This window comes from Micromonospora sp. NPDC049060 (genome assembly GCF_040649055.1).
GTDB lineage: Bacteria > Actinomycetota > Actinomycetes > Mycobacteriales > Micromonosporaceae > Micromonospora > Micromonospora reichwaldensis.
In genome coordinates this window covers 1-21,977 of record NZ_JBEZEV010000086.1, presented here as the reverse complement: position 1 = coordinate 21,977, position 21,977 = coordinate 1, and the positions used below count along the sequence as shown (strand labels likewise).

Sequence of the window (21,977 nt, the reverse complement as noted above, 5' to 3'; positions counted from 1 at the left end):
AGACAGCCCGTCGCCGCCCGCGCATCGGCCCACGGGCGTACGCCCCGGGGCGGGTGTCCGGCCGCCGGGTGTGGCCGCCGGGGCGACGCCCCGCCGCCCGCCGCCCGGCAGCGTGGGTGGAGTGATCGAACTCAACGCCCTGACGAGACGGTACGGCCGCACGACGGCCGTCGACGACCTCACCCTGACCGTGCGCCCCGGCCACGTGACCGGGTTCCTGGGCCCCAACGGGGCCGGCAAGTCCACCACGCTGCGGATGATCATCGGGCTCACCGCGCCCACCAGTGGCACCGTCACGGTGGACGGGGTCCGCTTCGCCGACCGGCCGCGCGGGCTGCGCCACGCCGGCGCGTTGCTCGACGCCGGGGACGTGCACGGCGGGCGCAGCGCCGTCGCGCACCTGTCGGCCCTGGCCCGCAGCAACGGCATAGCGCGCACCCGGGTCGACGAGGTGCTGCGGGAGGTGGGGCTGTCGGCCGTCGCCCGGCGGCGCATCGGCGGTTTCTCGCTCGGCATGCGGCAGCGGCTCGGGATCGCCGCCGCGCTGCTCGGGGACCCGCCCGTACTGCTCTTCGACGAGCCGTTCAACGGTCTCGACCCGGAGGGGGTGCGCTGGGTACGGGACCTGTTCCGGCGGCTGGCGGCCGAGGGGCGCACGGTCTTCGTCTCCAGCCACCTGATGAGCGAGATGCAGAACTGCGTCGACCGACTCGTGGTGATCGGCCGGGGCCGGCTCATCGCCGAGCAGGGCCTCGCCGAGTTCGCCGCCGGGAGCACCCGGGCCGACGTGACCGTCCGTACGCCCGACCCGGCCACCCTGTCCGCCGTGCTCACGGCCGAGGGCGCGCACGTCCGCCCCGACGACGCCGGGGCGCTCGTCGTGACCGGCCTGACGGCCGCGCGGATCGGCGACCTCGCGCTCGCCCACGGCGTCGGGCTGCACGAACTGACCGCCCGTACCGCCTCGCTGGAGGAGGCCTTCATGGCACTCACCGCCGACAGCGTCGAGTATCTCGCCGGGGAGGGGACCCGATGACCGCCGTGACCCGGCCGACCCGCCGGCCGACCGTGACCGGGGCGCCGGCCCGGTTCCGCGACCTGCTGGCCGCCGAGTGGATCAAGCTGTGGTCGCTGCGCTCGACCCGCTGGACGCTGCCGCTGGTCTTCCTGTTCGTGGTCGGGGTCAGCGTCAACGCCAGCCTCGCCGACCACCGGAACTGGCCGACGTACCCGCAGGAGCGCCGGGAGATGTTCCGCATGTACGGGCCGGTGCGCGACGCCTTCCCCGAGGTCGGCTACCTGGTGCTGATCCTCGCCTCGGCCACCATCGGCGCCCTGACCATCGTCGGCGAGCACCAGAGCGGGCTGATCCGGGCCACGTTCGCCGCCGTCCCCGCCCGCCGCGCGCTGGTCGCGGCGAAGGCCGCCGTGCTGGCCGGGGTCATGCTCGTCCTCGGCACGGTCACCGCGGCGACGTCGTTCTGGGTGTCCCAGGCGATCCTCGCCGACCGGGACGCCGGCTGGTCGATCGGCGAGCCGGGGGTGCTGCGCGCGGTCGTGGCGAGCGCCGTTCTCGTGCCCGTGTGCGCGCTGGTCGGGCTGGGTCTGGGCGCGCTCACCCGGCACGCCGCCGGTGCGGTGGCCGCCGCGACTGCGGTGCTCGTGCTGGTGCCGATGGCGGTGGACAGCGACGAGCACCGGTGGATCGCCGAGGCGTACAACGCCCTGCCCCTGACCGCCTGGCTACGACTGATCGAGGTGCATCCCGACGTCGTCAACCTGGACCCGTACCCGGCCACCGTCACCGGCTCCTGGCTGACCCTGGCCGCCTGGTCCGCGGCCGCGACCCTGGCGGCGATCACCCTGACCCACCGCCGCGACCCCTGACCCACCCCACCCGGCGCGTCGATCATGCAGTCGTGGTGCCCGGCTCATCCCGGCCCGGGGGCCTTGTCCCCCACCACAACTGCATGATCGACGGCGCACGGCGCACGGCGCGGGTCAGGCCACCACGGAGACCATGCGGCCCTTGATGACGATGACCTTGCGGGGTTCCTTGCCGGCCAGCGAGGACGCGACCGCCTCCAGGGCCGCCGCGCGGACGGTCTCCTCGGACGCGTCGGCGGGGACCTCGACGCGGCCCCGCACCTTGCCGTTGATCTGCACCGGGTAGGTCACCGTCTCGGCCACCAGCAGCGCCGGGTCGGCGGTCGGGAAGTCCGCGTACGTCAGGGAGGTGTCGTGCCCCAGCCGGCGCCACAGCTCCTCGGCGACGTGCGGGGCGAACGGCGCCAGCATCAGCACCAGCGGCTCGGCCACCTCGCGCGGGGTCTCCGTCAGCCGGGTCAGCCCGTTGGTCAGCTCGATCAGCTTGGCGATCGCGGTGTTGAACCGGATCGCCTCCATGTCGCCGCGGACCCCGTCGACCACCTTGTGCAGCAGCCGCCGGGTCGCCTCGTCGGCGGGCGCGTCGGTGACCCGCAGCGCGCCGGTCTGCTCGTCGACGACCGCCCGCCAGACCCGCTGCAGGAACCGGTACGACCCGACGACCGCCCGGGTCTCCCACGGACGGGACACCTCCAGCGGGCCCATCGACATCTCGTAGACGCGGAACGTGTCCGCCCCATACGCGGCGCACATCTCGTCCGGCGTGACCACGTTCTTCAGGGACTTGCCCATCTTGCCGTACTCGCGGTTGACCTGGGTGTCGCCCAGGTAGAAGCCGCCGTCGCGCTCGGTGACCTCCTCGGCCGGCACGTAGGCGCCCCGGGCGTCGGTGTACGCGTACGCCTGGATGTAGCCCTGGTTGAACAGCTTGCGGAACGGCTCGTACGACGAGACGTGCCCCAGGTCGTACAGCACCTTGTGCCAGAACCGCGCGTACAGCAGGTGCAGCACGGCGTGCTCGGCGCCGCCGACGTACAGGTCGGTGCCACCGCAGTCGCCCTCGCCGCGCGGCCCCATCCAGTACGCCTCGTTCTCCGCGTCGACGAAGCGCTCGGAGTTCGTCGGGTCCAGGTAGCGCAGCTCGTACCAGCACGAGCCGGCCCACTGCGGCATCACGTTGGTCTCGCGGGTGTAGCGCTTCGGGCCGTCGCCCAGATCCAGCTCCACCTCGACCCAGTCGCGCCGGCGCGACAGCGGGGTCTCCGGGTTGCTGCCGGCGTCCTCCGGGTCGAACGTGCGCGGCGAGAAGTCGTCCACCTCGGGCAGCTCGACCGGCAGCATCTCCTCCGGCAGGGCGATGGCCGCGCCGGTCTCGTCGTACACGATGGGGAACGGCTCGCCCCAGTAACGCTGCCGGGAGAACAGCCAGTCGCGCAGCCGGTAGGTCACCGCGCCGGTGCCGTGGCCGTTGGCCTCCAGCCACTCGATGATCCGGGCCTTCGCCTCGGCCACCCCCAGGCCGTTCAGGTCCAGGCCGCGCTCGGGCGCGGCGCTGTTGACCGCCGGGCCGTCCCCGGTGTACGCCTTGCCGTCGAAGCCCTCCGCCGGCTGCACGGTACGCACGATCGGCAGGTCGAAGACCTCGGCGAACGCCCAGTCCCGCTCGTCCTGGCCGGGCACCGCCATGATCGCACCGGTGCCGTAGCCGGCCAGCACGTAGTCGGCGACGAAGACCGGGACCTGCCCACCGGTGACCGGGTTGGTGGCGTACGCCCCGACGAAGACGCCGGTCTTCTCCTTCGTGTCGGCCTGCCGCTCGACGTCGGTCTTGGCCGCCGCCGCCTTGCGGTACGCCTCCACGGCCGCGCGCGGGTTGGCGTGCCCGCCGGTCCACGCGTCCTTCGTCCCCTCGGGCCAGGCCGCCGGCGCCAGCGCGTCGACCAGCTCGTGCTCGGGGGCCAGCACCATGTAGGTGGCGCCGAAGACGGTGTCCGGCCGGGTGGTGAACACCCGGATCGGCGCGACGGCGGTCGGGAAGTCGATGTGCGCGCCCGTGGAGCGGCCGATCCAGTTGCGCTGCATCAGCTTGATCGGCTCGGGCCAGTCCAGCGTGTCCAGGTCGTCCAGCAGCCGGTCGCCGTACGCGGTGATCCGCATCATCCACTGCTTCAGGTTGCGCTTGAAGACCGGGAAGTTGCCGCGCTCGGAGCGGCCGTCGGCGGTGACCTCCTCGTTGGCCAGCACGGTGCCCAGCCCCGGGCACCAGTTGACCGGCGCCTGCGAGACGTACGCCAGCCGGTGATCGTCGACGATCCCCCGGCGCTCGGCGACGGACAGCTCCGCCCACGGCCTTCCGTCGGGCGTGGGCCGGTTGCCGCCCTCGAACTCGGCGATCAGCTCAGCGATCGGGCGGGCCCGCTTCGCCCCGGTGTCATACCAGGAGTTGAAGACCTGCAGGAAGATCCACTGCGTCCAGCGGTAGAAGTCGGTGTCGATGGTGGCCACCGAGCGGCGCTCGTCGTGGGCCAGGCCCAGCCGGCGCAGCTGCGCCTTGTAGCGCTCGATGTTGGCCACGGTCGTGGTCCGCGGGTGGGTGCCGGTCTGCACCGCGTACTGCTCTGCGGGCAGGCCGAACGCGTCGAAGCCCATGGCGTGCAGCACGTTGCGCCCCGCCATCCGCTGGTAGCGGGCGAAGCAGTCGGTGCCGATGTAGCCCAGGGGGTGGCCGACGTGCAGGCCCGCGCCCGACGGGTACGGGAACATGTCCAGGACGTACAGCTTCTCCGCCCCGGCGCGCGGGTGACCGGGGTCGGCCAGCGGGCCGGTCAGGTTCGGGGCGTGGAACGTCCCCTCCCGCGCCCAGGCGTCCTGCCAGCGCTGTTCGATCTCCTCGGCCAGGGCCGCGGTGTACCGGAACGGGGGAATGTCGGCCGGTGCTGCCTCACTCATGGCGTCTCCTCGCTTCGCTCGTCGCCGCCGGCCACGCCACGGCCGGGCTGGGTGCTGACCTCGCTCGGCGCGGTCATGTCGGTCTGGCTCGGGTCTGTCCGCCGCCGGCGCCGCGCCGCCCGAGGGCCGGCGCCGGTGCCGGGTGCCGTTCGCCGGGGCGTCCGGCGGAGGGCACAAAAAAGCCCCTCGCGCAGGAGGGGCCGCCGTGCTGTCGCGCGTCAGCGCATCAGCACGGCCCGGTAAGAAGCAGGAAGAATCCGGCCATGCCCGGGAGTGTACCCCGCCGTCCGGTCCCGCACGTCGCCCGCCGCCACGGGTCGGGACGGCGACCCCGGCCGTACGCGTCGCGGCACCCCTTGGTGATCATCGCCGGCACCGAGAGCGACGGTCCGTTCCCCCGACCCGGCGAATGTTCGGTGCGTAACCGACCGTCTACCTGCGGGGGTCGGCGACGGCGACAAACATGGTTAGCCTGAGAGACCAGTGAGATTTCTGCGGCAGACGAGGCTCGGCGTCGCGAACCCTACGGCGGGTCCAGGTGCTCTATTCAGAGCTGCCGTCCGGCGACGAGGAGGAGGCCCGTGACACAACAGACCTGGGACGAGGTGGGCGGCGTGTTGCCGCACGACGAGTTCCGCGCCGCCAGCGAAGCCATCGTGTCGAACATCGAGCAGGTCATCGAGGGCAAGACCGCCACCGTGCGGCTCGCCCTGGCCGTCCTGCTCGCCGAGGGCCACCTGCTCATCGAGGACGTGCCCGGGGTCGGCAAGACCAAGCTCGCCAAGGCCATGGCCCGTTCGATCGACTGCTCCGTGCGTCGCATCCAGTTCACCCCCGACCTGCTGCCCAGCGACGTCACGGGGGTCAGCGTCTACAACCAGGAGACGCACGACTTCGAGTTCCGCCCCGGTGCGGTCTTCGCCAACCTGGTCGTCGGCGACGAGATCAACCGCGCCTCGCCGAAGACGCAGTCGGCGCTGCTGGAGTGCATGGAGGAGCGCCAGGTCACCGTCGACGGTGTCACCTACCACCTCCAGACGCCGTTCATGGTCGTCGCGACCCAGAACCCGATCGAGATGGAGGGCACCTATCCCCTCCCCGAGGCGCAGCGCGACCGGTTCACCGCCCGCATCGCGATGGGCTACCCGGACCCGAGCGCCGAGCTGGCGATGCTCGACGGACACGGCGCGACGGACCCGCTTGACGAGCTGCGTCCGGTCGCCGACGCCAACACCGTGCGGCAGCTGATCGGCCACGTCCGGCAGGTGCACGTCGCCGACGCCGTGAAGCAGTACGCGATCGACCTGGTCACCGCCACCCGCGAGGCCGCCGACCTGCGGCTGGGCGCCTCCCCGCGGGCGACCCTCCAGCTCCTGCGCACCGCCCGCGCGGTGGCCGCCCTCGAGGGGCGCGACTACGTCCTGCCCGACGACCTCCAGGTGCTGGCCGTGCCCGTGCTCGCGCACCGGATCATCCCCACCGCCGACGCCCAGCTCGCCCGGCGCACGACCGACGCGATCGTCTCCGAGCTGGTGCACCGGCTGCCGCTGCCGCACGACCGCGGGCGCTCCCCGTACGACACCCGCCCCACGGGCGAGGGCAACGGCCGAGCCACGTACGAGCCGCGGAGGCGGTGACGTGCGCGACGGGCTGCGCGGGCTGACCACCCGCGGCCGTTCGTTCGTGGCGGCCGCGGTCGCGGCGGCGGTCTCGGCCGGCATCCTCGGCGAGAAGGACCTGCTCCGGGTGGCCGTGCTGCTGGCCGTCCTGCCGCTGCTCGCCGCGGCCTACGTCGGGCGCAGCCGCTACAAGCTGGCCTGCAACCGGTCGCTGGACCCGCACCGGGTGCCCGTCGGGGCCAGCTCCCGGGTGGTGCTGCGGTTGCAGAACATGTCCCGCCTGCCCACCGGCACCCTGCTGCTGGAGGACCGGCTGCCGTACGCGCTGGGCAGCCGGCCCCGGGTGGTGCTGGAGCGGCTCGGCGCCCACCAGGCCAGCTCGGTGGCCTACACGGTGCGCGCCGACGTGCGCGGTCGCTACGAGGTGGGCCCGCTGGTGGTCCGGATGACGGACCCGTTCGGGTTGTGCGAGCTGAGCCGCGCCTTCCCGAGCACCGATCATCTGACCGTCATCCCGCAGGTCACGCCGCTGCCCTCGGTGCGCCTGCCCGGCGAGTACGCGGGCAGCGGCGACAGCCGGGCCCGCTCGGTGGCGGTGCACGGCGAGGACGACGCCGCCACCCGGGAGTACCGGATGGGCGACGACCTGCGCCGGGTGCACTGGAAGTCGACCGCGCGCACGGGCGAGCTGATGGTGCGCCGGGAGGAGCAGCCCTGGGAGAGCCGGGCCACCGTCGTGCTGGACACCCGCGCGTACGGCCACCGCGGCGACGGGCCCACGGCCTCCTTCGAGTGGGCGGTCTCCGCCGCGGCCAGCATCGCGGTGCACCTGCGGCAGGCCGGCTACAAGCTGCGCCTGGTCACCGGGTCCGGCGCGGACGTGGACGCGTCCGAGGCGGCCGGCGACGGGGTGCTCCTCGACCACCTCGCCGAGGTCCGGCTCGACAAGAACGGCGAGTTGACCACGCTGGTGCAGCGGGTCCGGCAACGGTCGGACGGCGGCCTGATCATCGGCCTCTTCGGCTCGGTGAGCACGGCCGAGGCCGAACTGCTGGCCGGGCTGCGGGGCAACGGCGCCACCTGCGTCGGTTTCCTGCTCGACAGCTCCACCTGGCTCAACCTGCCCGCCAAGGCCCGGGCCGAGGCCGACCACGCCCACGGCGCCGCCGCGCTGGCCATGTTGCAGAGCGGCTGGCGGGTCATCGGCGTCGACCACGGCACGCAGTTGCCCGCGCTGTGGCCGCAGGCGGCCCGCGGCTCGCAGGGCTTCGCGCTGCGGGCGGCCATGGCCGAGACGGTGGCCGGGGGCATGCGATGAACGGAAGGGTCCCCTCATGATCGCCCACCGGAACCTGGGCTTCGTGGCCGCCGCGGCGACACTGCTCGCCGCCGCGCCGCTGTCGGCCATCTTCGAACGCTGGACGTGGCTGATCCAGGCGACGATCGCGGTGGCCGTGGTCGCCGCCGTGGCCGCACTCGCCCGGCTGGCGCGGGTTCCGCTCTGGGGCCAGGCGCTGGGCATGCTGGCCGGCCTGACGCTGGCCCTGACCTGGCTCTTCCCCGGCGGCACCGAACTGCTGGGCATCGTGCCCACCCCGTCGACCTTCACGCACTTCGGCGAGCTGCTCGACGGCTCGCTGGAGGACATGCGCTCGTACGGCGTCAAGGTCCCCGACACCGACCCGCTGCTGTTCGTCACGGTGCTCGGGATCGGCGGGGTGGCCGTGGTGGTCGACGTGCTCACCGTCGGGCTGCGCCGGCCGGCGCTGGCCGGCCTGCCGATGCTGGCGATCTACTCGGTGCCCGTCGCGGTCTACGTGGACAGCGTCCCGGCGGTGCCGTTCGTCGTCGGCGCCGCCGGGTTCCTCTGGCTGCTGGTGACCGACAACGTCGACCGGGTCCGCCGGTTCGGCCGGCGGTTCACCGGCGACGGGCGGGACGTCGACGTCTGGGAGGCCTCGCCGCTGGCCGCCGCCGGCCGGCGGCTGGCGGTGGTGGGGGTGGCACTGGCCGTGGTGCTGCCGCTGGCCGTGCCGGGGATGACGGGCGGGCTGCTGGACACGCTTGGCGGTTCGGGCAACGGCAACGGCAACGGGCGCCCCGGGCAGGGCGGCACCGGCCGGATCGACCTGTTCGCGGCGTTGAGCGGGCAGCTCAACCAGTCCGAGGTCGCCGACCTGGTCAAGGTCACCACGAACGAGCCCCGCCCCTTCTACCTGCGCTTCGGCGTGGCCGACAAGCTCACGCCGAGCGGCTTCCGCGAGGGCACCCCCACGGGCCGGCCCGTCGACGACCTGCCGGCGCCGTCCGCGCGGGGCGTCGAGCAGCGGACGTACCAGGCCACTGTCGAGGTGACGAAGACCCTCAACATGCCGCTGCTGCCGGTCTACACCGAACCGGTGCGCTCCGAGGGCCTCAACGGCAACTGGGCGTACGACCCCAGCCTCCAGGTGGTCTTCTCCCACCGGGACAACTCGCGCGACAAGCGCTACTCGTTCGAGTACGTGCGCTCGGCCTACACGCCGGCGGCCCTGCGCCGGTCGTCGCCGCTGCCGGCCGACCACGCCGTACGGCGCCTGCATCCCGCGCCGCCGCCGGTGCCCGAGGTCGAGGAGCTGGTCTCCACCCTGGTACGGGGCAAGGACACCGAGTACGACAAGGTCCGCGCGATCTACGACCACTTCTCCGCGGACAACGGCTTCACCTACTCGCTCAGCACCAAGGGTGGCACCAGCGGGCGGGAGATCGTCGACTTCCTCGACAACAAGGTCGGCTTCTGCCAGCAGTACGCCGCCGCGATGACGTGGCTGGTCCGGGCCGCCGGCGTACCGGCCCGGGTGGCGTTCGGCTTCGCCAACGGCAGCAACTCCGGCGACGGCACGTACACGCTGACCAACCGGAACCTGCACGCCTGGACGGAGGTCTACTTCAACGAGGTCGGTTGGGTGCCCTTCGACCCCACCCCGGCGTACGGCGTGCAGGGCTCGACCCGGTCGGCGTGGGCGCCGGACATCGACGCCCCGGAGGCGGAGACGCCGACCGCAGGCCCGACGAGTGCCCCCGGCGACGTCGACCCGTCGGCCGGCCCGACGGGGCCGGACGGTCCCGAGGAGGACTTCGACTCCGGCCTGGCCCTCGACGGCACGGCCCCGACCGACCAGGCTCCGGTCTGGCCCTGGTACGCCGCCGCGGCGGTCCTGGCCCTGCTCGCTCTGCTCGCCCTGCCGGCGCTGCGCCGCACGGCCCTGCGCCGCAGGCGCAGCGGCCCGGCGAAACCGGCCGCGGCGGCGGTGCGCCCCGGGGCCGCCGGCGACGCGCCCACCGACGGGCGACGCATGGTGGTGGTGGCGGACGCGGAGCGGGCGCGGGCGGACGCACACGCCGCCTGGGACGAACTGCTGGACACGCTCGTGGACTACCGGGTCCGGGTGGACCGGACGGAGACCCCCCGGGCGACCGCCGACCGGCTGTCCCGGGAGGCGCTCACCGCCGACGCGGGGGCGACCACGGCCGTACGCCTGCTCGGCCGCGCCGAGGAACGCGCCCGCTACGCCCGCGATCCGCTGACCGGCGAGCAACTCCTGCCGGCCCTGCGCACCGTACGCGCCGCGCTCGCCGCACAGACCGACCGGCGTACCCGCCTGGTGGCGGCGGTGCTGCCGCCGTCGGTGCTGCTGCGCTGGCGCACGGGCACGGCCGAGGCGTCGTCCCGGCTGGTGGCGGCGGGCGGTCGGGCCCGGCACCGGTTGCTGCGCTGGAGCCCGCGCCGCCTGCTGGCCGGCCGCATGGCCCGCTGACCGACGGACGAACGGGCCGGTAGGGGCACCCGCCCCCACCGGCCCGTCGCGTTCGCGGGGCTGCCGTCGCGGCCGTCGGGCCGTCAGGGCCGGCCAACCGGCGTCACGGCCGTCAGGGGCCGACCGGGCTCAAGGGCCGACGAGGCACCGGCCGGATGCCGGACATCGGGAGATGCGGAGGATGCACGCCCCCGGGGCGTGCGGAGTCGTCGGTGGCCGCCGGGCGTCCCGGCGGCCGACTGTTTGTCGCGCGGCCCGCCTCAGGAGCGGGCCGGGCTCAGCGGTGCCCCTCCGGGCGCTGCCGCCACCGGTCCTCCATCCGGTCCAGGATCGAGGGCCGACGACCCGACCGGCCGCGGGGGCGACGACGACTCGTCGTCCCGCCCACGACGTGCAGGTCCGGTGACTGCCCCCGACGGTGCGACTGCACCGCGAACGCGGCCGAGGCCAGCATGACGACGAAACCCGCCACTGCCAGCGGCGGAAGCTTGATCACCGCGCCATAGACCAACAGGGCCAGCCCAGCGATGATCACGCCGGCAGCGACGAGCAGGCGACGCCGCGCGTGGAAGCGCGGATCGCTGGCGCGCACGGCCGAGGCGAATTTGGGGTCCTCGGCAAGCGACCGCTCGATCTGCTCGAACAGCCGCTGCTCGTGCTCCGAGAGCGGCACGGCACTCCTCCCCGGTCACGTTGGTCGGCCCGGTCGGGCCGACAGACCGTGGCAGCCAACCGGCTGCTTACCCGCAAGTCTACGAGGGCCCTCGCGCGTCGGAAAGCGGGACGACCTACGGCCGGGGTGGATTTTCATTTCGTCGCCCCTCGCGGACCCCGAGCAGACTGGCCGGACCTATGACGGACCGCCCGAAACGGGCAGCGGCGGCGTCGGCTGCGGCCTCCGCCTCCCGCCAGCCCCGCTCGGGCGCACCGAGGGTGAGCTGCCGCGGGGTCTCCCGCGCGGCGGCGAGCCCTTCGACCCGTACGCCGACCAGACGGACGGGCTCACCCGGGTCGAGCGCGGTGTAGAGCGCCCAGACGGTGTCGAAGATCTCCCTGGCGACGTCGGTCGGCACGCCCGCCGTGCGGGAGCGGCTGACGGTGCGGAAATCGGTCAGCCGCACCTTGAGCGACACGGTGCGCCCGACCTGCCCGGCCCGGCGCAGCCGGATGCCGACCTTCTCGGCGAGGGCGAGCAGCGCCCGGCGGATCTCCAGCGGGTCGGTGACGTCCACGTCGAAGGTCACCTCGGCGCCGATCGACTTCTCCGCCTGCTCGGGGGTGACCCGGCGCGGGTCGCGCCCCCAGGCCAGCTCGTGCAGGTGGGCGGCGGACGCCTCGCCGAGCGCCTTGCGCAGCATGCCGACCGGAGCCTCGGCGAGATCGCCGATCGTGGCCAGGCCCAGCCGCCGCAGCGTCTCGGTGGACCGCTCCCCCACCCCCCACAGCGCCGACACCGGCAGCGGGTGCAGGAAGTCGAGCACCCGGGTGGCCGGGACGACGAGCAGGCCATCGGGCTTGGCGCGGGTCGAGCCGAGCTTGGCCACGAACTTGCTCGGCGCGACGCCGACGGAACAGCTCAGCCTCTGCTCCCCCGCGACCCGCTCGCGGATGCGCCGGGCGATGGCGGCCGGCGGGCCGAAGAGCCGCCGGGCGCCGGCCACGTCGAGGAACGCCTCGTCCAGGGAGAGCGGCTCGACCAGGGGGGTGACGTCCCGGAAGATCTGCATCACCGCGGCGGAGGCCGCCGAGTACTGCGGGAAGTCCGGCGGCAGGTAGACCGCGTGCGGGCAGAGCGCCCGGGCCCGGGCGGTGGGCATGGCGCTGCGTACGCCGTAGCGCCGGGCCTCGTAGCTGGCGGAGCTCACCACCCCGCGCGGGCCGGTCCCGCCGACCACGACGGGCCGACCGCGCAGCTCCGGCCGGCGGCGGACCTCGACCGAGGCGAAGAAGGCGTCCATGTCGACGTGCAGGATCGGGCAGCCGGAGTCGTCGGCGTCCGGCCCGAACCGGGGATCGCCGCCCCGGGGCAACGACTGGCTGCGGCCCATCCCCGCAGGCTAGCCCGGACCTGCGACATCCCCGCCCGGCGGGCCGGCGCGGTCAGCCGCGTACGACCAGCAGCGGGATCGTCATCTCGGCCGCCGTGTCCGCCCCGTGGTACGCCACCAGCCGGGAGACCGCCGGCGGCTCGGAGCGGGAGGCGGTCACCGCGTACGTGCCGTTGCAGATCACCACCACGTCGCCGATGCGCGCCAGGTGTTCCTCCGCCACCGGACCGAACCAGCCGGCGGCCACCACCTCGTCGCGGGTACGCACCCGGGCCGCGTCGCCGAGCACCGCCGACCAGGCGGCCACCACATCGTCCACGGCACCGGGGGCGACGTGCAGGTAGCGGACCCGGGGCTCCCCGGCGACCACCTCCAGCCCGGCGCGCAGCCGGGGGTCGGTGTCCAGGTCGAAGCGGTCTTCGGCCGGCACGTCGAGCTGGCCGTGATCGGCGGTGACCAGCAGCGCGGCGTCGGGCGGCAGCCCGTCGACGAGCCGGGCCAGCAGCCGGTCCACCTCGGCCGCGGCGATCCGCCAGGGTGCCGAGTCCACGCCCGTCAGGTGGCCGTGCCGGTCCAGGTCGGGGTGGTAGCCGGAGACCAGCGTGGGTCCCGCTCCGGCGGCCAGGGCGGCGAGCATCCGTTCGGCGAGCGCGTCGACGCCGGGCGCGCCGCGGTAGTCGCCGCCGCGGTTGGCGGCCAGCGTCAGCCCGCTGCCGCCGAACTCCGGCCGGCTCACCACCGTCACCGCGACCCCGGCGGCGCGGGCCCGTTCCAGCTGCGTACGCACCGGCTGCCAGCGCAGCGGCGCCGGATCGGCCGCCCACTCGACGTGGTTGAGCACCCGATCGGTCCCCGGCACCCGCACCGTGAACCCGAGCACGCCGTGCGCGCCGGGGGCGGCGCCGGTGCCCAGCGTCACCAGGCTGGTCGGCGTGGTCGACGGAAAGCCGGAGGTCAGCTGCCGCCCGACGGTGGCGGCGAGCGCCACCAGGGTCGGCGCGTACGGGGCGGCGGTCGGGATCTGGTGCCAGCCGAGGCCGTCGACGAGCAGCACCGCGATCCGGCGTATCCCGGGCAGCGCGGCCCGCAGCCCGAGCAGGTCGGTGGCGCCGGGCACGTCGAGCACGGCGAGTGCGGACGGCAGGACGTCGGCGAGGCTGGCGTCGCCGTAGCGCGGCCCGACGATCTCCAGCGTGGGCCCGGGCGGGTGCGGCGGGCGGGGCGGGTCGGTCACGGGCGGCGGGCGAACAGGTGCAGCTGGGCGGCGAGGTCCCGCCAGGGCGCCCGCGCGGCGAGCGCCCGCTCCAACTCGACCAGGGCGGCCGGCTGGCCATCGGCGACGGCGGCGGGGAGCAGGTCGGCGAGCACGCGTACGCCATGGATCTGCTCGACCACGAGCCCGGCGGCGGTGAGCAGCGCGGCGGCGCCGTCGGCGTCGTAGCGCCGGCGCAGGGTGTCCCGGGGGCCGGCGGTCCCGGCCGGATCGGCGGCCAGCGCGGCGGCGACGTCCAGGTGCCCGTTCATGGCCCGGCTGAGCACGGCGGCGGCCCGGCCGGCAACGAGCACGCTCGCGGCGCCGCCCGGCCGCAGCGCGGCGGCCAACGCCGCCACCACCGCCGCCGGATCGTCGACGACCTCCAGCACGGCGTGGCAGAGCACCAGGTCGGCGCTGCCCGGCTCGACCAGGCCGGCGAGCGCGTCGCCGTCGCCCTGCACCGCGCGGACCCGCTCGGCCACGCCGGCCTCCGCGGCCCGGCGGGTCAGCGCGGCGAGCGCGTCGGGACTGGCGTCGACCACGGTGACCCGGTGCCCGGCCTGGGCCAGCGGCACGGCGAAGCCGCCCGTGCCGCCGCCGACGTCGAGCACGGTCAGCGCGGTGCCGGCGCGGCGCTCCAGCTCGGCGCGCAGCACCGACCAGATCACGGCGATACGGGGGGTCAGCGGCGGCCCGGCGAGCCGGCCTGGGGTCTGCTCCACCCGGTCGAGCCTAGTCACCCGGTCCAGCCGCACCGCGCCGCACCTGTGGCGGCCCGGCCGGCTCCGGGTGGGAGGTCAGGACTCGCCGGCAGCGGCGTCGTCCTCGGCCCGCGACCGCAGGGCGTTGGCCACCGGGCCCTCGACGATCTCGTACTCGCGCGGCTCCGTGTGGTGGCTCGGGGTCCAACCGGCGCCGAGCCGGGTCCGCCGGGAGTTCGCCACCCCACCGTTACCGTCGTTGTTTCCCATGATCGTTCGTCCCCCTCGTGCTCGCGCGGGCCACTCTGCCCACGCGAGCTGGAGTGTCCCTCCATCCGGCCCGGAAAACCGTAATGTGGATCACTGCCGTCAGCGGAAGTCGCGCGAGGGCGGACTGACCGGGGGCTCGATGGCGTCCAGCCGGTCGGCGGTGAGGTTGATCACTCCCTCGTGCCGTTGCAGCCGCCCCCGCACCACCAGCGCGGCGCTCGTGCGGGCCACCCGCCGGTAGCGCTGCCACAGGCCCGGGGAGCAGGTGACGTTGAGCATCCCCGTCTCGTCCTCCAGGTTGAGGAAGGTGACCCCGCCGGCGGTCGCGGGCCGTTGCCGGTGGGTGACGATCCCGCCGACCCGGATGCGCCGCCCCGGTTCCACCCCGCCGAGCCGGGCGATCGGCACCGCGCCGAGCGCGTCGAGCCGGGGGCGGATGAAGCTCGCCGGGTGGCTCTCCGGTGACAACCCGGTCGCCCAGACGTCGGCGACCAGCCGTTCCACCGCCTCCATCCCGGGCAGGGTGGGCGCGGTCGCGCCGGTCACCGTGCCCGGCAGCCGGCCCGGCCGGTCCTGGGCCGCCGCGCCGGCGGCCCAGAGGGCCTGCCGCCGGGACAGCCCGAAACAGGCGAAGGCGTCCGCGGTGGCCAGCGCCTCCAGCTGCGCGGCGGTGAGACCCACGCGCCGGGCCAGGTCCGGCATGTCGCGGTACGGCCCACGCGCCGCCCGCTCCGCCTCGATCCGCTCGGCCACCCCGTCGCCGAGGGTACGCACGCCGGAGAGCCCGAGCCGGACGGCGGGCCCGTTCAGCCCCCAGGCGTGCGGCGGCTCCCCCGGCGCGCTGCCCCACCGGGTCTGCGGGGTGGACTCCAGCACCGCCAGGGCGCCGCTGGCGTTGATGTCCGGCCGGCGCACCTCCACCCCGTGCCGGCGGGCGTCGTCGACAAGCGTCTGCGGCGAGTAGAAGCCCATCGGCTGGGCGTTGAGCAGCGCGGCCAGGAACGGCCCCGGGTGGTAGCGCTTGAGCCAGGAGCTGGCGTAGACCAGGTAGGCGAAGCTCATCGCGTGGCTCTCCGGGAAGCCGTAGCTGGCGAACGCGGAGAGCTTGTGGAAGACGTCGTCGGCCAGCTCGCCGGTGATGCCCCGCTCCGCCATGCCCGCGTAGAGCCGGTCGGCGATGCGGGCCATCCGCTCGGCGGAACGCTTCGCGCCCATCGCCCGGCGCAGCTGGTCGGCGCCAGCGGCGTCGAAGCCCGCCAGGTCGATCGCGAGCTGCATCAGCTGCTCCTGGAACAGCGGCACGCCGAGGGTCTTCTCCAGCGCGTTGCGCATCAGCGGGTGCGGGTAGGTCACCGGCTCCTGGCCGTTCTTGCGCCGGATGTACGGGTGCACCGAGCCGCCCTGGATCGGGCCGGGCCGGATCAGCGCCACCTCGACCACCAGGTCGTAGAACTCGCGGGGCTTCAGCCGGGGCAGGGTGGCCATCTGGGCGCGGCTCTCCACCTGGAACACCCCGACCGAGTCGGCCCGGCAGAGCATGTCGTAGACCTCGGGATCGTCAAGCGTCATGTCCCCGAGGTCCAGGCTCATCCCGATCATGTCGTAGCCGTAGTGCAGCGCGGAGAGCATGCCGAGCCCGAGCAGGTCGAACTTGACCAGGCCGACGGCGGCGCAGTCGTCCTTGTCCCACTGGAGCACGCTGCGGCCCGGCATCCGTCCCCACTCCACCGGACACACCTCGATCACCGGCCGGTCGCAGATCACCATGCCGCCGGAGTGGATGCCCAGGTGCCGGGGGAACGTCTGCAACTCGTTGGCGTACGCGACCACCTGCTCGGGGATGTCCGCCACGTCGACCGGGGCCACGGAGCCCCAGCGGTCGATCTGCTTGCTCCAGGCGTCCTGCTGGCCGGGCGAGAACCCGAACGCCTTGGCCACGTCCCGCACCGCCGAGCGGGGCCGGTAGGAGATGACGTTGGCGACCTGGGCGGCGTGCTCCCGGCCGTACCGGGCGTAGACGTGCTGGATCACCTCCTCCCGGCGGTCGGACTCGATGTCGACGTCGATGTCGGGCGGGCCGTCGCGCTCCGGGGCGAGGAAACGCTCGAAGAGCAGCCGGTGCCGGACGGCATCCACGTTGGTGATCCGCAGCGCGTAGCAGACCGCCGAGTTGGCCGCCGAGCCCCGCCCCTGGCAGTAGATGTCCTGCTCGCGGCAGAACGTGACGATGTCGTAGACCACCAGGAAGTAGCCGGGGAAGCCCAGCTCCTCGATCATGTTCAGCTCGTGGTCGAGCTGCGCGTACGCCCTCGGGTGCGCCTCGGGCGGGCCGTATCGCTCGCGGGCGCCGGCGCGGGTCAGGTGGCGCAGCCAGCTCATCTCGGTGTGCCCCGGCGGCACCGGGTACGCCGGCAGCCGCGGCGCGACGAGCTGGAGGTCGAAGGCGAGCTCGGCGCCGAACTCGGCGGCCCGCGCCACCGCCCCCGGGTAGGCGGCGAACCGGGCCGCCATCTCGGCGCCGCCGCGCAGGTGGGCGGTGCCGGCGGCGGGCAGCCAGCCGTCGATCTCGTCCAGGCTGCGCCGGGCCCGGACGGCCGCGACGGTGGTGGCCAGCCGCCGTCGGCCCGGGGTGGCGTAGTGCACGTTGTTGGTGGCCACCGTGGGCAGGCCGGCCGCCGCCGCCAGCTCGGCGAGCGCGTCGTTGCGGTCGGCGTCCACCGGGTGCCCGTGGTCGGTCAGCTCCACCGCCACCGTCTCCGCGCCGAACAGGGCGGTCAGCCGGTCCAGCTCGCGGGCCGCCGCGTCCACCCCCTCGGTGAGCAGCGCCGACGGCACGTGCCCCTTGCGGCAGCCGGTGAGCACCAGCACGTGGTCGCGCAACTGCTCGGCGATCTCCTCCAGGTCGCCGTAGACCGGGCGGCCCTTCTCCCCGCCGCGCAGTTGGGCGCGGGCGATGGTCGCGGCGAGCCGGGCGTACCCCTCGTGGCCGTGGGCGAGCAGCAGCAGGTGCCGCCCGAGCGGGTCGGGCTCGCCGTTCTGCGGGCCGGGCAGCTCCAGGGAGAGCTCGGCGCCGAAGATCGTCGGCAGGTGCAGCGCGCGGGCCGCCTCGGCGAAGCGCACCACCCCGTAGAAGCCGTCGTGGTCGGTGACGGCGAGCGCGGTGAGGCCCAGCCGGGCCGCCTCCTCGGCCAGTTCCTCCGGATGGCTGGCACCGTCGAGGAAGCTGAAGTTGGTGTGCGCGTGCAACTCGGCGTACGGCACCGCGTCGTCGGGGCGGGCCACCTCGGGCGGCTGGTAGTGCTCCCGCCTGCGGCTCCAGGCGGGAGAGTCGCCGCCGTCGGCGTCCACGGCCAACGGGTCGACCACGTGCAGGTGCCGCTCGTCGCGCACCCGGCTGCCCTCCCCGGCCCGCCCCTCCCCCGACCGACCCGCACCCGGCCGATCCTCGCCCGACGCCCCCGACCGCCCCGCACCCGCTCGGCCCAAACCCGTCCGGCCCGCCTCCGGCCGGCCCGCACCCGCACCCGCACTCGACCGATCCTCGCCTGTCGCCTCCGCGCCCACGCCCGGCCGACCCGCGCCCACACCAGACCGCTCCTCGCCCGACGCCTCCGCGCCCACGCCCGGCCGGCCCACGCCCGGTCGGCCCACGCCTGTCCCGCCCGCACCCGGTCGAGCCGCGCCCACACCAGATCGCTCCTCGCCCGAGGCCCCCGCGCCCGCACCCGGCCGACCCGCGCCCGTCCCGCCCGCACTCGGTCGGCCCGTGCCCGATCGGCCGGTGCCGGATTCCCGACCGGAGAGCACACGCTCCAACTCCGACCAGGGCAGCTTCGGGTTATGGAAGCTCATCAGCGCCCCTCCGGGCGGGCAGCCGGAGAGATCTTGGTGAGTTTGAGCCCCTGGAGGGGCCCAAACTCACCAAGATCCGAGAGCCTGCGTCCGGCGGTCCCGTCAACGGGGCAACTCGACAGCGTCGGCGGGGCAGCTGGCGAAGCCTCACGCCGGCCGAGCCGACCCGCCGGCAGGGCATCGGACCGGCCGGACCGAGCCGCCGACAGGAGTTCAACCCGCCCGGACCGAGCCGCCGGCAAGACTCCACCCCGGCCGAGCCGAGCCGTCGACAGGGCTCCACCCCGCGCAGACCGAGCCGCCGGCAAGACTCCACCCCGGCCGAGCCGAGCCGCCGACAGGGCTCCACCCCGCGCAGACCGAGCCGCCGGCAAGACTCCACCCCGGCCGAGCCGAGCCGTCGGCAGGGCGGCGGGGCGAGCGGGGCGGCGGGGGCGGGGCGGGGGCCGGTCGAGGACCTCGGTCGGGCGCTCAGTCATAGATCGCCTCCACCAGCCACCGCCCGGCCTCGACGGCGAGCAGCAGGGCCGTACCGTCGGCGAGGCAGACCTGGAACCGGGCCCGGCGGCGGGCCTCGGACGGCGCCCACCAGCGCTCGTCGACCGGCCAGGGGCCGGCCCAGCCGACGATCTCGACCGGCCGGGCGGCGCCCACGGTCAGCCGGGCCGGCTCGGCGCTGACCTGGAGCCGCGCGCTGACCTCGACCGGTTCACCGGCGGCGTCGTGCACGACCGCGGCGAGCGGGTCGGGCAGCACCACGGCCGGCGCTGGTGGCGGCAGGCGGCCCGGCCACGGCGGCGGGACGGGCCGGGCCGGAAGGCGTTCGTCGCCCCACGGCACCAGGCGCACCTGGTCGGCCGGCGAGCGCCCGCCGCCGAGCACCGCGGTGACCACCGCCTCAGGGCCGAGGATGCCCTGCACCCGGCTCAACGCCCGGTGCGCCCGCTCCCGCTCCTCGCCGGTCTCTCCCCACAGGCCGGGTTGCAGGCCGGCCTGCGCGACCACCCCGTCCGGGACCAGCCGCAGCCGGATGATGCCCGCCGTCGGGCGGGTCGCTCGGGCGCCGGCCCGGCCGGTGCTGCCGGACAGCCAGCCGTCGAGCTGCCAGCGCACCCGGTCGGCGATGGCCGCGGCGGTGAGCAGCCCGTCGTGCCGCCAGACCCGGTGGAGTTCCTGGCCGTGCGCGGTGACCGCCTCGATGCCGAGACGGGTGCAGGCCAGCCCGTGCGCGGCGAGCCGGTCATGCAGCCGTTCGGCCAGTACCCGGGCGGCGAAGGCCGCCGCGTCGACCCGGTCGAGCGGCTCGTCGTGGTCGGCGGTGACCGCGAGGTCGACCGGGGGTTGCCGGACCGCGAGCGGACGGTGGTCCCGCCCGGCCGCCAGCCGGTGGGCCAACGCACCGTCGAAGCCGAACCGGGCCAGCACGTCGCCGGCGGGCAGCGCGGCGAAGTCGCCCAGGGTGCGTACGCCGAGCCGGCGCAGCAGGTCGGCCAGGGCCGGGCGGCCGAGCGCCTCCACCGGCAGGCCGGCGAGGAACCCGGGTGTCCCGCCGGGCGGAACGACCCGTCCGTCGCGGGCGGCCAGCCCGGCGGCGAAGACCCCGTCGGCGATGCCGACCTGGCTCTCCACCGCGCAGGCCTGGGCGACGTGCTCGACGATCCGCTCGGCGGCTGCCTCCTCACCCCCGAGGTGGCGGCTCGGCCCCCGGGCCGCCACCGCGCACGCGCCGGGGCGTACCACCTCGACGCCGGCGACCAGTTCCTCGACGGCGGCGACCACCGGTTCGAATGCCCGGGCGTCCCGTCCGGGGTCGTACTCGACGGCGGTGAGCTGGGGGCATCGGCCCTGGGCCTCACGTTTGCGCAGCCCTCGGCGCACCCCTTCGGCGCGGGCCCGCTCGGAGCAGGCGACCACCCGGTTGGCGTGCAGCACGGCGACCGCGTCGGTGGCCGGCACTCCGTCGACGATCTCCGCCGCGAGCACCGGCCAGTCCGGGCACCAGAGCAGCAGGGTCCGCGCGGGTGCGGCGGTCACGTCGGACCGACCAGGGTGAGCGCGGTGCGACGGGACGGGGCGGTGGGCCCGGAGGCGACGGCCGGGCCGACCTGGTGGAGCCGGCCGGCGGTCGACCGGCCGGTGACGGAGACGGCGGCGGGAGCGGAGCGGGGAATGACCCGGGTGAGCCCGTCCCCGGGCAGCCAGACCTTGATCTCCTTGGGGCGGGCGGCGGCCCCGCGGCCCCGCGCGGAGACGGTGACCTCGCGGCGACGCAGCCGGCCCCGCCCCTGCCCGAGCCCCTCCCAGGCGCCCCGGACCACCTGGAGGGTCACGTCCGCGCCGTCCCACCGCCCGTACGGGACGAGGACGCTGCCGCGCTGCCGGGCCCGGGCGGCCAGCCGGTTGGCGACCGAGGCGGAGACCGTCGTCGGCACGGCGGCGACCACTACGTCCACCCCGTCGATCAGCGCGGCGATGACGGTGGCCCACTCCGGGCCCGGGTGGGGCACCAGGGCGAGCCGGTCCAGGGCGATGCCCAACTCGGCGGCGGCGCCCGCCCCGAACGTCGGGACCCCGACCACGGCGCACCACGAGCCGGCCCGGGACGCCTCGGCGAGCAACGCCAGGACCAGCGAGGTGCCGCCGCTCCGCCGGGGCTGGCCGGTGGCGACCGCGATCGTGCTGCCCCGTCGCAATCCCCGGTTGGGCAGCAGCCCGGTCAACTCGGGGGCCACCGGCAACAGTCGGTGACCGGTCGCCGGGTCCGGCGCGCTCGCCGGGCGCACCAGAGCGGCCAGTGCGGCGGAACCGACCACCATCCGGCCCGCCATCGGACCTACCCCCCGTCGTGCTGTCGGATCAGACGTGCGCGTGCCGCGCCGGGCCCCCGGTCGTCGCCGGCTGGCCGGGTGCCCGGGTCAGGCCGCGAGGCCGTCGAGTGCCGGTTGGTGGGCCACGCCGAGCGCGGCCTCCACGACCGTGACGAACTGCTCGGCGGAGCGCAGCAGGTCGTCGGCCTCCCGGGCGGTCACGACCCGTGGGATGCCGGCCTCGGCGGCGGCCCGTTTGCCGGCGCCGAGGGCGAAGAACCGGGCCCACTCGTCGAGCTCGGGGGCGACACCGGAGAGCAGGATCCAGACGCTGGTCACCCGGTGGCGTCGGGTGGGGGCGGGACGCGCCCGGGCGGCGAGCACGGCCGCGGCCGCGCGGAGCGCGGCCAGGTGGGCGGCGGCGTAGCGGAGGCCGTCGGGACGGGTCTGGGCGGCCTCGCCCAGCCCGCGCCGGGCCACCGCGAGAAGCTGGGCGGGGGTGCGGTGCGGCAGCACGTGCGCCGGCACCGTCGGTGCCTGAGCCGGGTTGGTCGGCATGGGACTGTCTCCTCCACGTGGCCGAGGCGACGCCCCGGAGACGGCCCTGGGCCGCCGGCGGGACGCCGGGTCGAGTGGTGCGGAGGAAGACGCACCGGTGGGGTGGCCGGCCGGGTGTGGACGCTTCCCCACACCACACCCGGCCGGCGTTACCGGCGGGGGTAAGCAGATTGACGCGACGTCGAACCATCCGTTTCTCACCTTCGCCGGATGGTTGCCGCTCGGGGAGTTGGC

The 21,977-nt window shown here is 75.3% G+C and carries 15 protein-coding genes; 5 read left to right on the top strand and 10 right to left on the bottom strand.

Translation table 11 applies throughout. The annotated features are described in order from the left end of the window. Window positions 1-112 precede the first annotated feature (112 nt). Together AB0B83_RS24630 and AB0B83_RS24625 are read left to right on the top strand one after the other, a co-directional pair. Window positions 113-1,036, top strand: coding sequence for an ABC transporter ATP-binding protein (locus tag AB0B83_RS24630; protein WP_357580152.1), 924 nt, complete (start codon window positions 113-115; stop codon window positions 1,034-1,036). Next, window positions 1,033-1,887: an ABC transporter permease subunit gene (locus AB0B83_RS24625; protein WP_357580151.1), complete on the top strand. Its 855-nt coding sequence runs from the start codon at window positions 1,033-1,035 to the stop codon at window positions 1,885-1,887. The genes AB0B83_RS24630 and AB0B83_RS24625 overlap by 4 nt, the downstream gene beginning before the upstream one ends. Window positions 1,888-2,001: 114 nt before the next feature. Here the strand turns inward: AB0B83_RS24625 and leuS are convergent, their stop codons facing one another. Then, the gene (leuS, locus tag AB0B83_RS24620; protein WP_357580150.1) at window positions 2,002-4,836 is read right to left on the bottom strand and encodes a leucine--tRNA ligase; all 2,835 of its coding nucleotides are present in this window, start codon (window positions 4,834-4,836) and stop codon (window positions 2,002-2,004) included. Window positions 4,837-5,417: 581 nt separating this feature from the next. Between leuS and AB0B83_RS24615 the strand changes: the two genes are divergently transcribed. Genes AB0B83_RS24615 through AB0B83_RS24605 form a run of 3 tightly spaced genes read left to right on the top strand, consistent with a single transcriptional unit; the run spans window position 5,418 to window position 10,252 of the window. Further along, complete coding sequence (locus AB0B83_RS24615) at window positions 5,418-6,473, top strand: MoxR family ATPase (RefSeq protein WP_357580149.1); 1,056 nt, start codon at window positions 5,418-5,420, stop codon at window positions 6,471-6,473. Window position 6,474: 1 nt separating this feature from the next. Next, window positions 6,475-7,773, top strand: coding sequence for a DUF58 domain-containing protein (locus tag AB0B83_RS24610; RefSeq protein WP_357580148.1), 1,299 nt, complete (start codon window positions 6,475-6,477; stop codon window positions 7,771-7,773). A 16-nt stretch (window positions 7,774-7,789) separates the two neighbouring features. Then, the gene (locus AB0B83_RS24605; RefSeq protein WP_357580147.1) at window positions 7,790-10,252 is read left to right on the top strand and encodes a transglutaminaseTgpA domain-containing protein; all 2,463 of its coding nucleotides are present in this window, start codon (window positions 7,790-7,792) and stop codon (window positions 10,250-10,252) included. Between the two features lie 277 nt (window positions 10,253-10,529). Here the strand turns inward: AB0B83_RS24605 and AB0B83_RS24600 are convergent, their stop codons facing one another. From AB0B83_RS24600 to AB0B83_RS24560, 9 genes are all read right to left on the bottom strand, one after another. Beyond that, a complete protein-coding gene (locus tag AB0B83_RS24600) occupies window positions 10,530-10,925 on the bottom strand; it encodes a DUF3040 domain-containing protein (RefSeq protein ID WP_132236265.1) in 396 nt (131 codons plus the stop codon). 115 nt (window positions 10,926-11,040) lie between these two features. Further along, on the bottom strand, window positions 11,041-12,300 hold the full coding sequence (locus AB0B83_RS24595) for a DNA polymerase IV (protein ID WP_357580146.1): 1,260 nt from the start codon (window positions 12,298-12,300) through the stop codon (window positions 11,041-11,043). A gap of 52 nt (window positions 12,301-12,352) precedes the next feature. Beyond that, entirely contained in the window at window positions 12,353-13,534 is a 1,182-nt protein-coding gene (locus AB0B83_RS24590) for a nucleotide pyrophosphatase/phosphodiesterase family protein (RefSeq protein ID WP_357580145.1), read from the bottom strand. Next, window positions 13,531-14,295, bottom strand: a complete 765-nt coding sequence (locus AB0B83_RS24585) for a methyltransferase domain-containing protein (protein ID WP_357580144.1) — start codon at window positions 14,293-14,295, stop codon at window positions 13,531-13,533. The genes AB0B83_RS24590 and AB0B83_RS24585 overlap by 4 nt, the downstream gene beginning before the upstream one ends. A gap of 57 nt (window positions 14,296-14,352) precedes the next feature. Continuing rightward, window positions 14,353-14,526 (bottom strand): hypothetical protein, encoded by a 174-nt coding sequence (locus AB0B83_RS24580; protein ID WP_311411606.1) that lies wholly within the window; start codon window positions 14,524-14,526, stop codon window positions 14,353-14,355. A 99-nt stretch (window positions 14,527-14,625) separates the two neighbouring features. Then, entirely contained in the window at window positions 14,626-17,916 is a 3,291-nt protein-coding gene (locus AB0B83_RS24575; protein ID WP_357580143.1) for an error-prone DNA polymerase, read from the bottom strand. A 933-nt stretch (window positions 17,917-18,849) separates the two neighbouring features. After that, entirely contained in the window at window positions 18,850-20,412 is a 1,563-nt protein-coding gene (locus tag AB0B83_RS24570; RefSeq protein ID WP_357580142.1) for a DNA polymerase Y family protein, read from the bottom strand. Continuing rightward, the gene (locus AB0B83_RS24565; protein WP_357580141.1) at window positions 20,409-21,206 is read right to left on the bottom strand and encodes a hypothetical protein; all 798 of its coding nucleotides are present in this window, start codon (window positions 21,204-21,206) and stop codon (window positions 20,409-20,411) included. The genes AB0B83_RS24570 and AB0B83_RS24565 overlap by 4 nt, the downstream gene beginning before the upstream one ends. A gap of 87 nt (window positions 21,207-21,293) precedes the next feature. Next, the gene (locus tag AB0B83_RS24560) at window positions 21,294-21,743 is read right to left on the bottom strand and encodes an SAV_6107 family HEPN domain-containing protein (RefSeq protein WP_357580140.1); all 450 of its coding nucleotides are present in this window, start codon (window positions 21,741-21,743) and stop codon (window positions 21,294-21,296) included. Between the last annotated feature and the right edge of the window lie 234 nt (window positions 21,744-21,977).

Excerpts from the sequence above, each read along its gene's own strand:
- AB0B83_RS24625 (WP_357580151.1), top strand. The coding sequence starts at position 1,033 with ATGACCGCCGTGACCCGGCCGACCCGCCGGCCGACCGTGACCGGGGCG.
- leuS (WP_357580150.1), bottom strand. The coding sequence starts at position 4,836 with ATGAGTGAGGCAGCACCGGCCGACATTCCCCCGTTCCGGTACACCGCG.
- AB0B83_RS24605 (WP_357580147.1), top strand. The coding sequence starts at position 7,790 with ATGATCGCCCACCGGAACCTGGGCTTCGTGGCCGCCGCGGCGACACTG.
- AB0B83_RS24595 (WP_357580146.1), bottom strand. The coding sequence starts at position 12,300 with ATGGGCCGCAGCCAGTCGTTGCCCCGGGGCGGCGATCCCCGGTTCGGG.
- AB0B83_RS24580 (WP_311411606.1), bottom strand. The coding sequence starts at position 14,526 with ATGGGAAACAACGACGGTAACGGTGGGGTGGCGAACTCCCGGCGGACC.
- AB0B83_RS24565 (WP_357580141.1), bottom strand. The coding sequence starts at position 21,206 with ATGGCGGGCCGGATGGTGGTCGGTTCCGCCGCACTGGCCGCTCTGGTG.
- AB0B83_RS24560 (WP_357580140.1), bottom strand. The coding sequence starts at position 21,743 with ATGCCGACCAACCCGGCTCAGGCACCGACGGTGCCGGCGCACGTGCTG.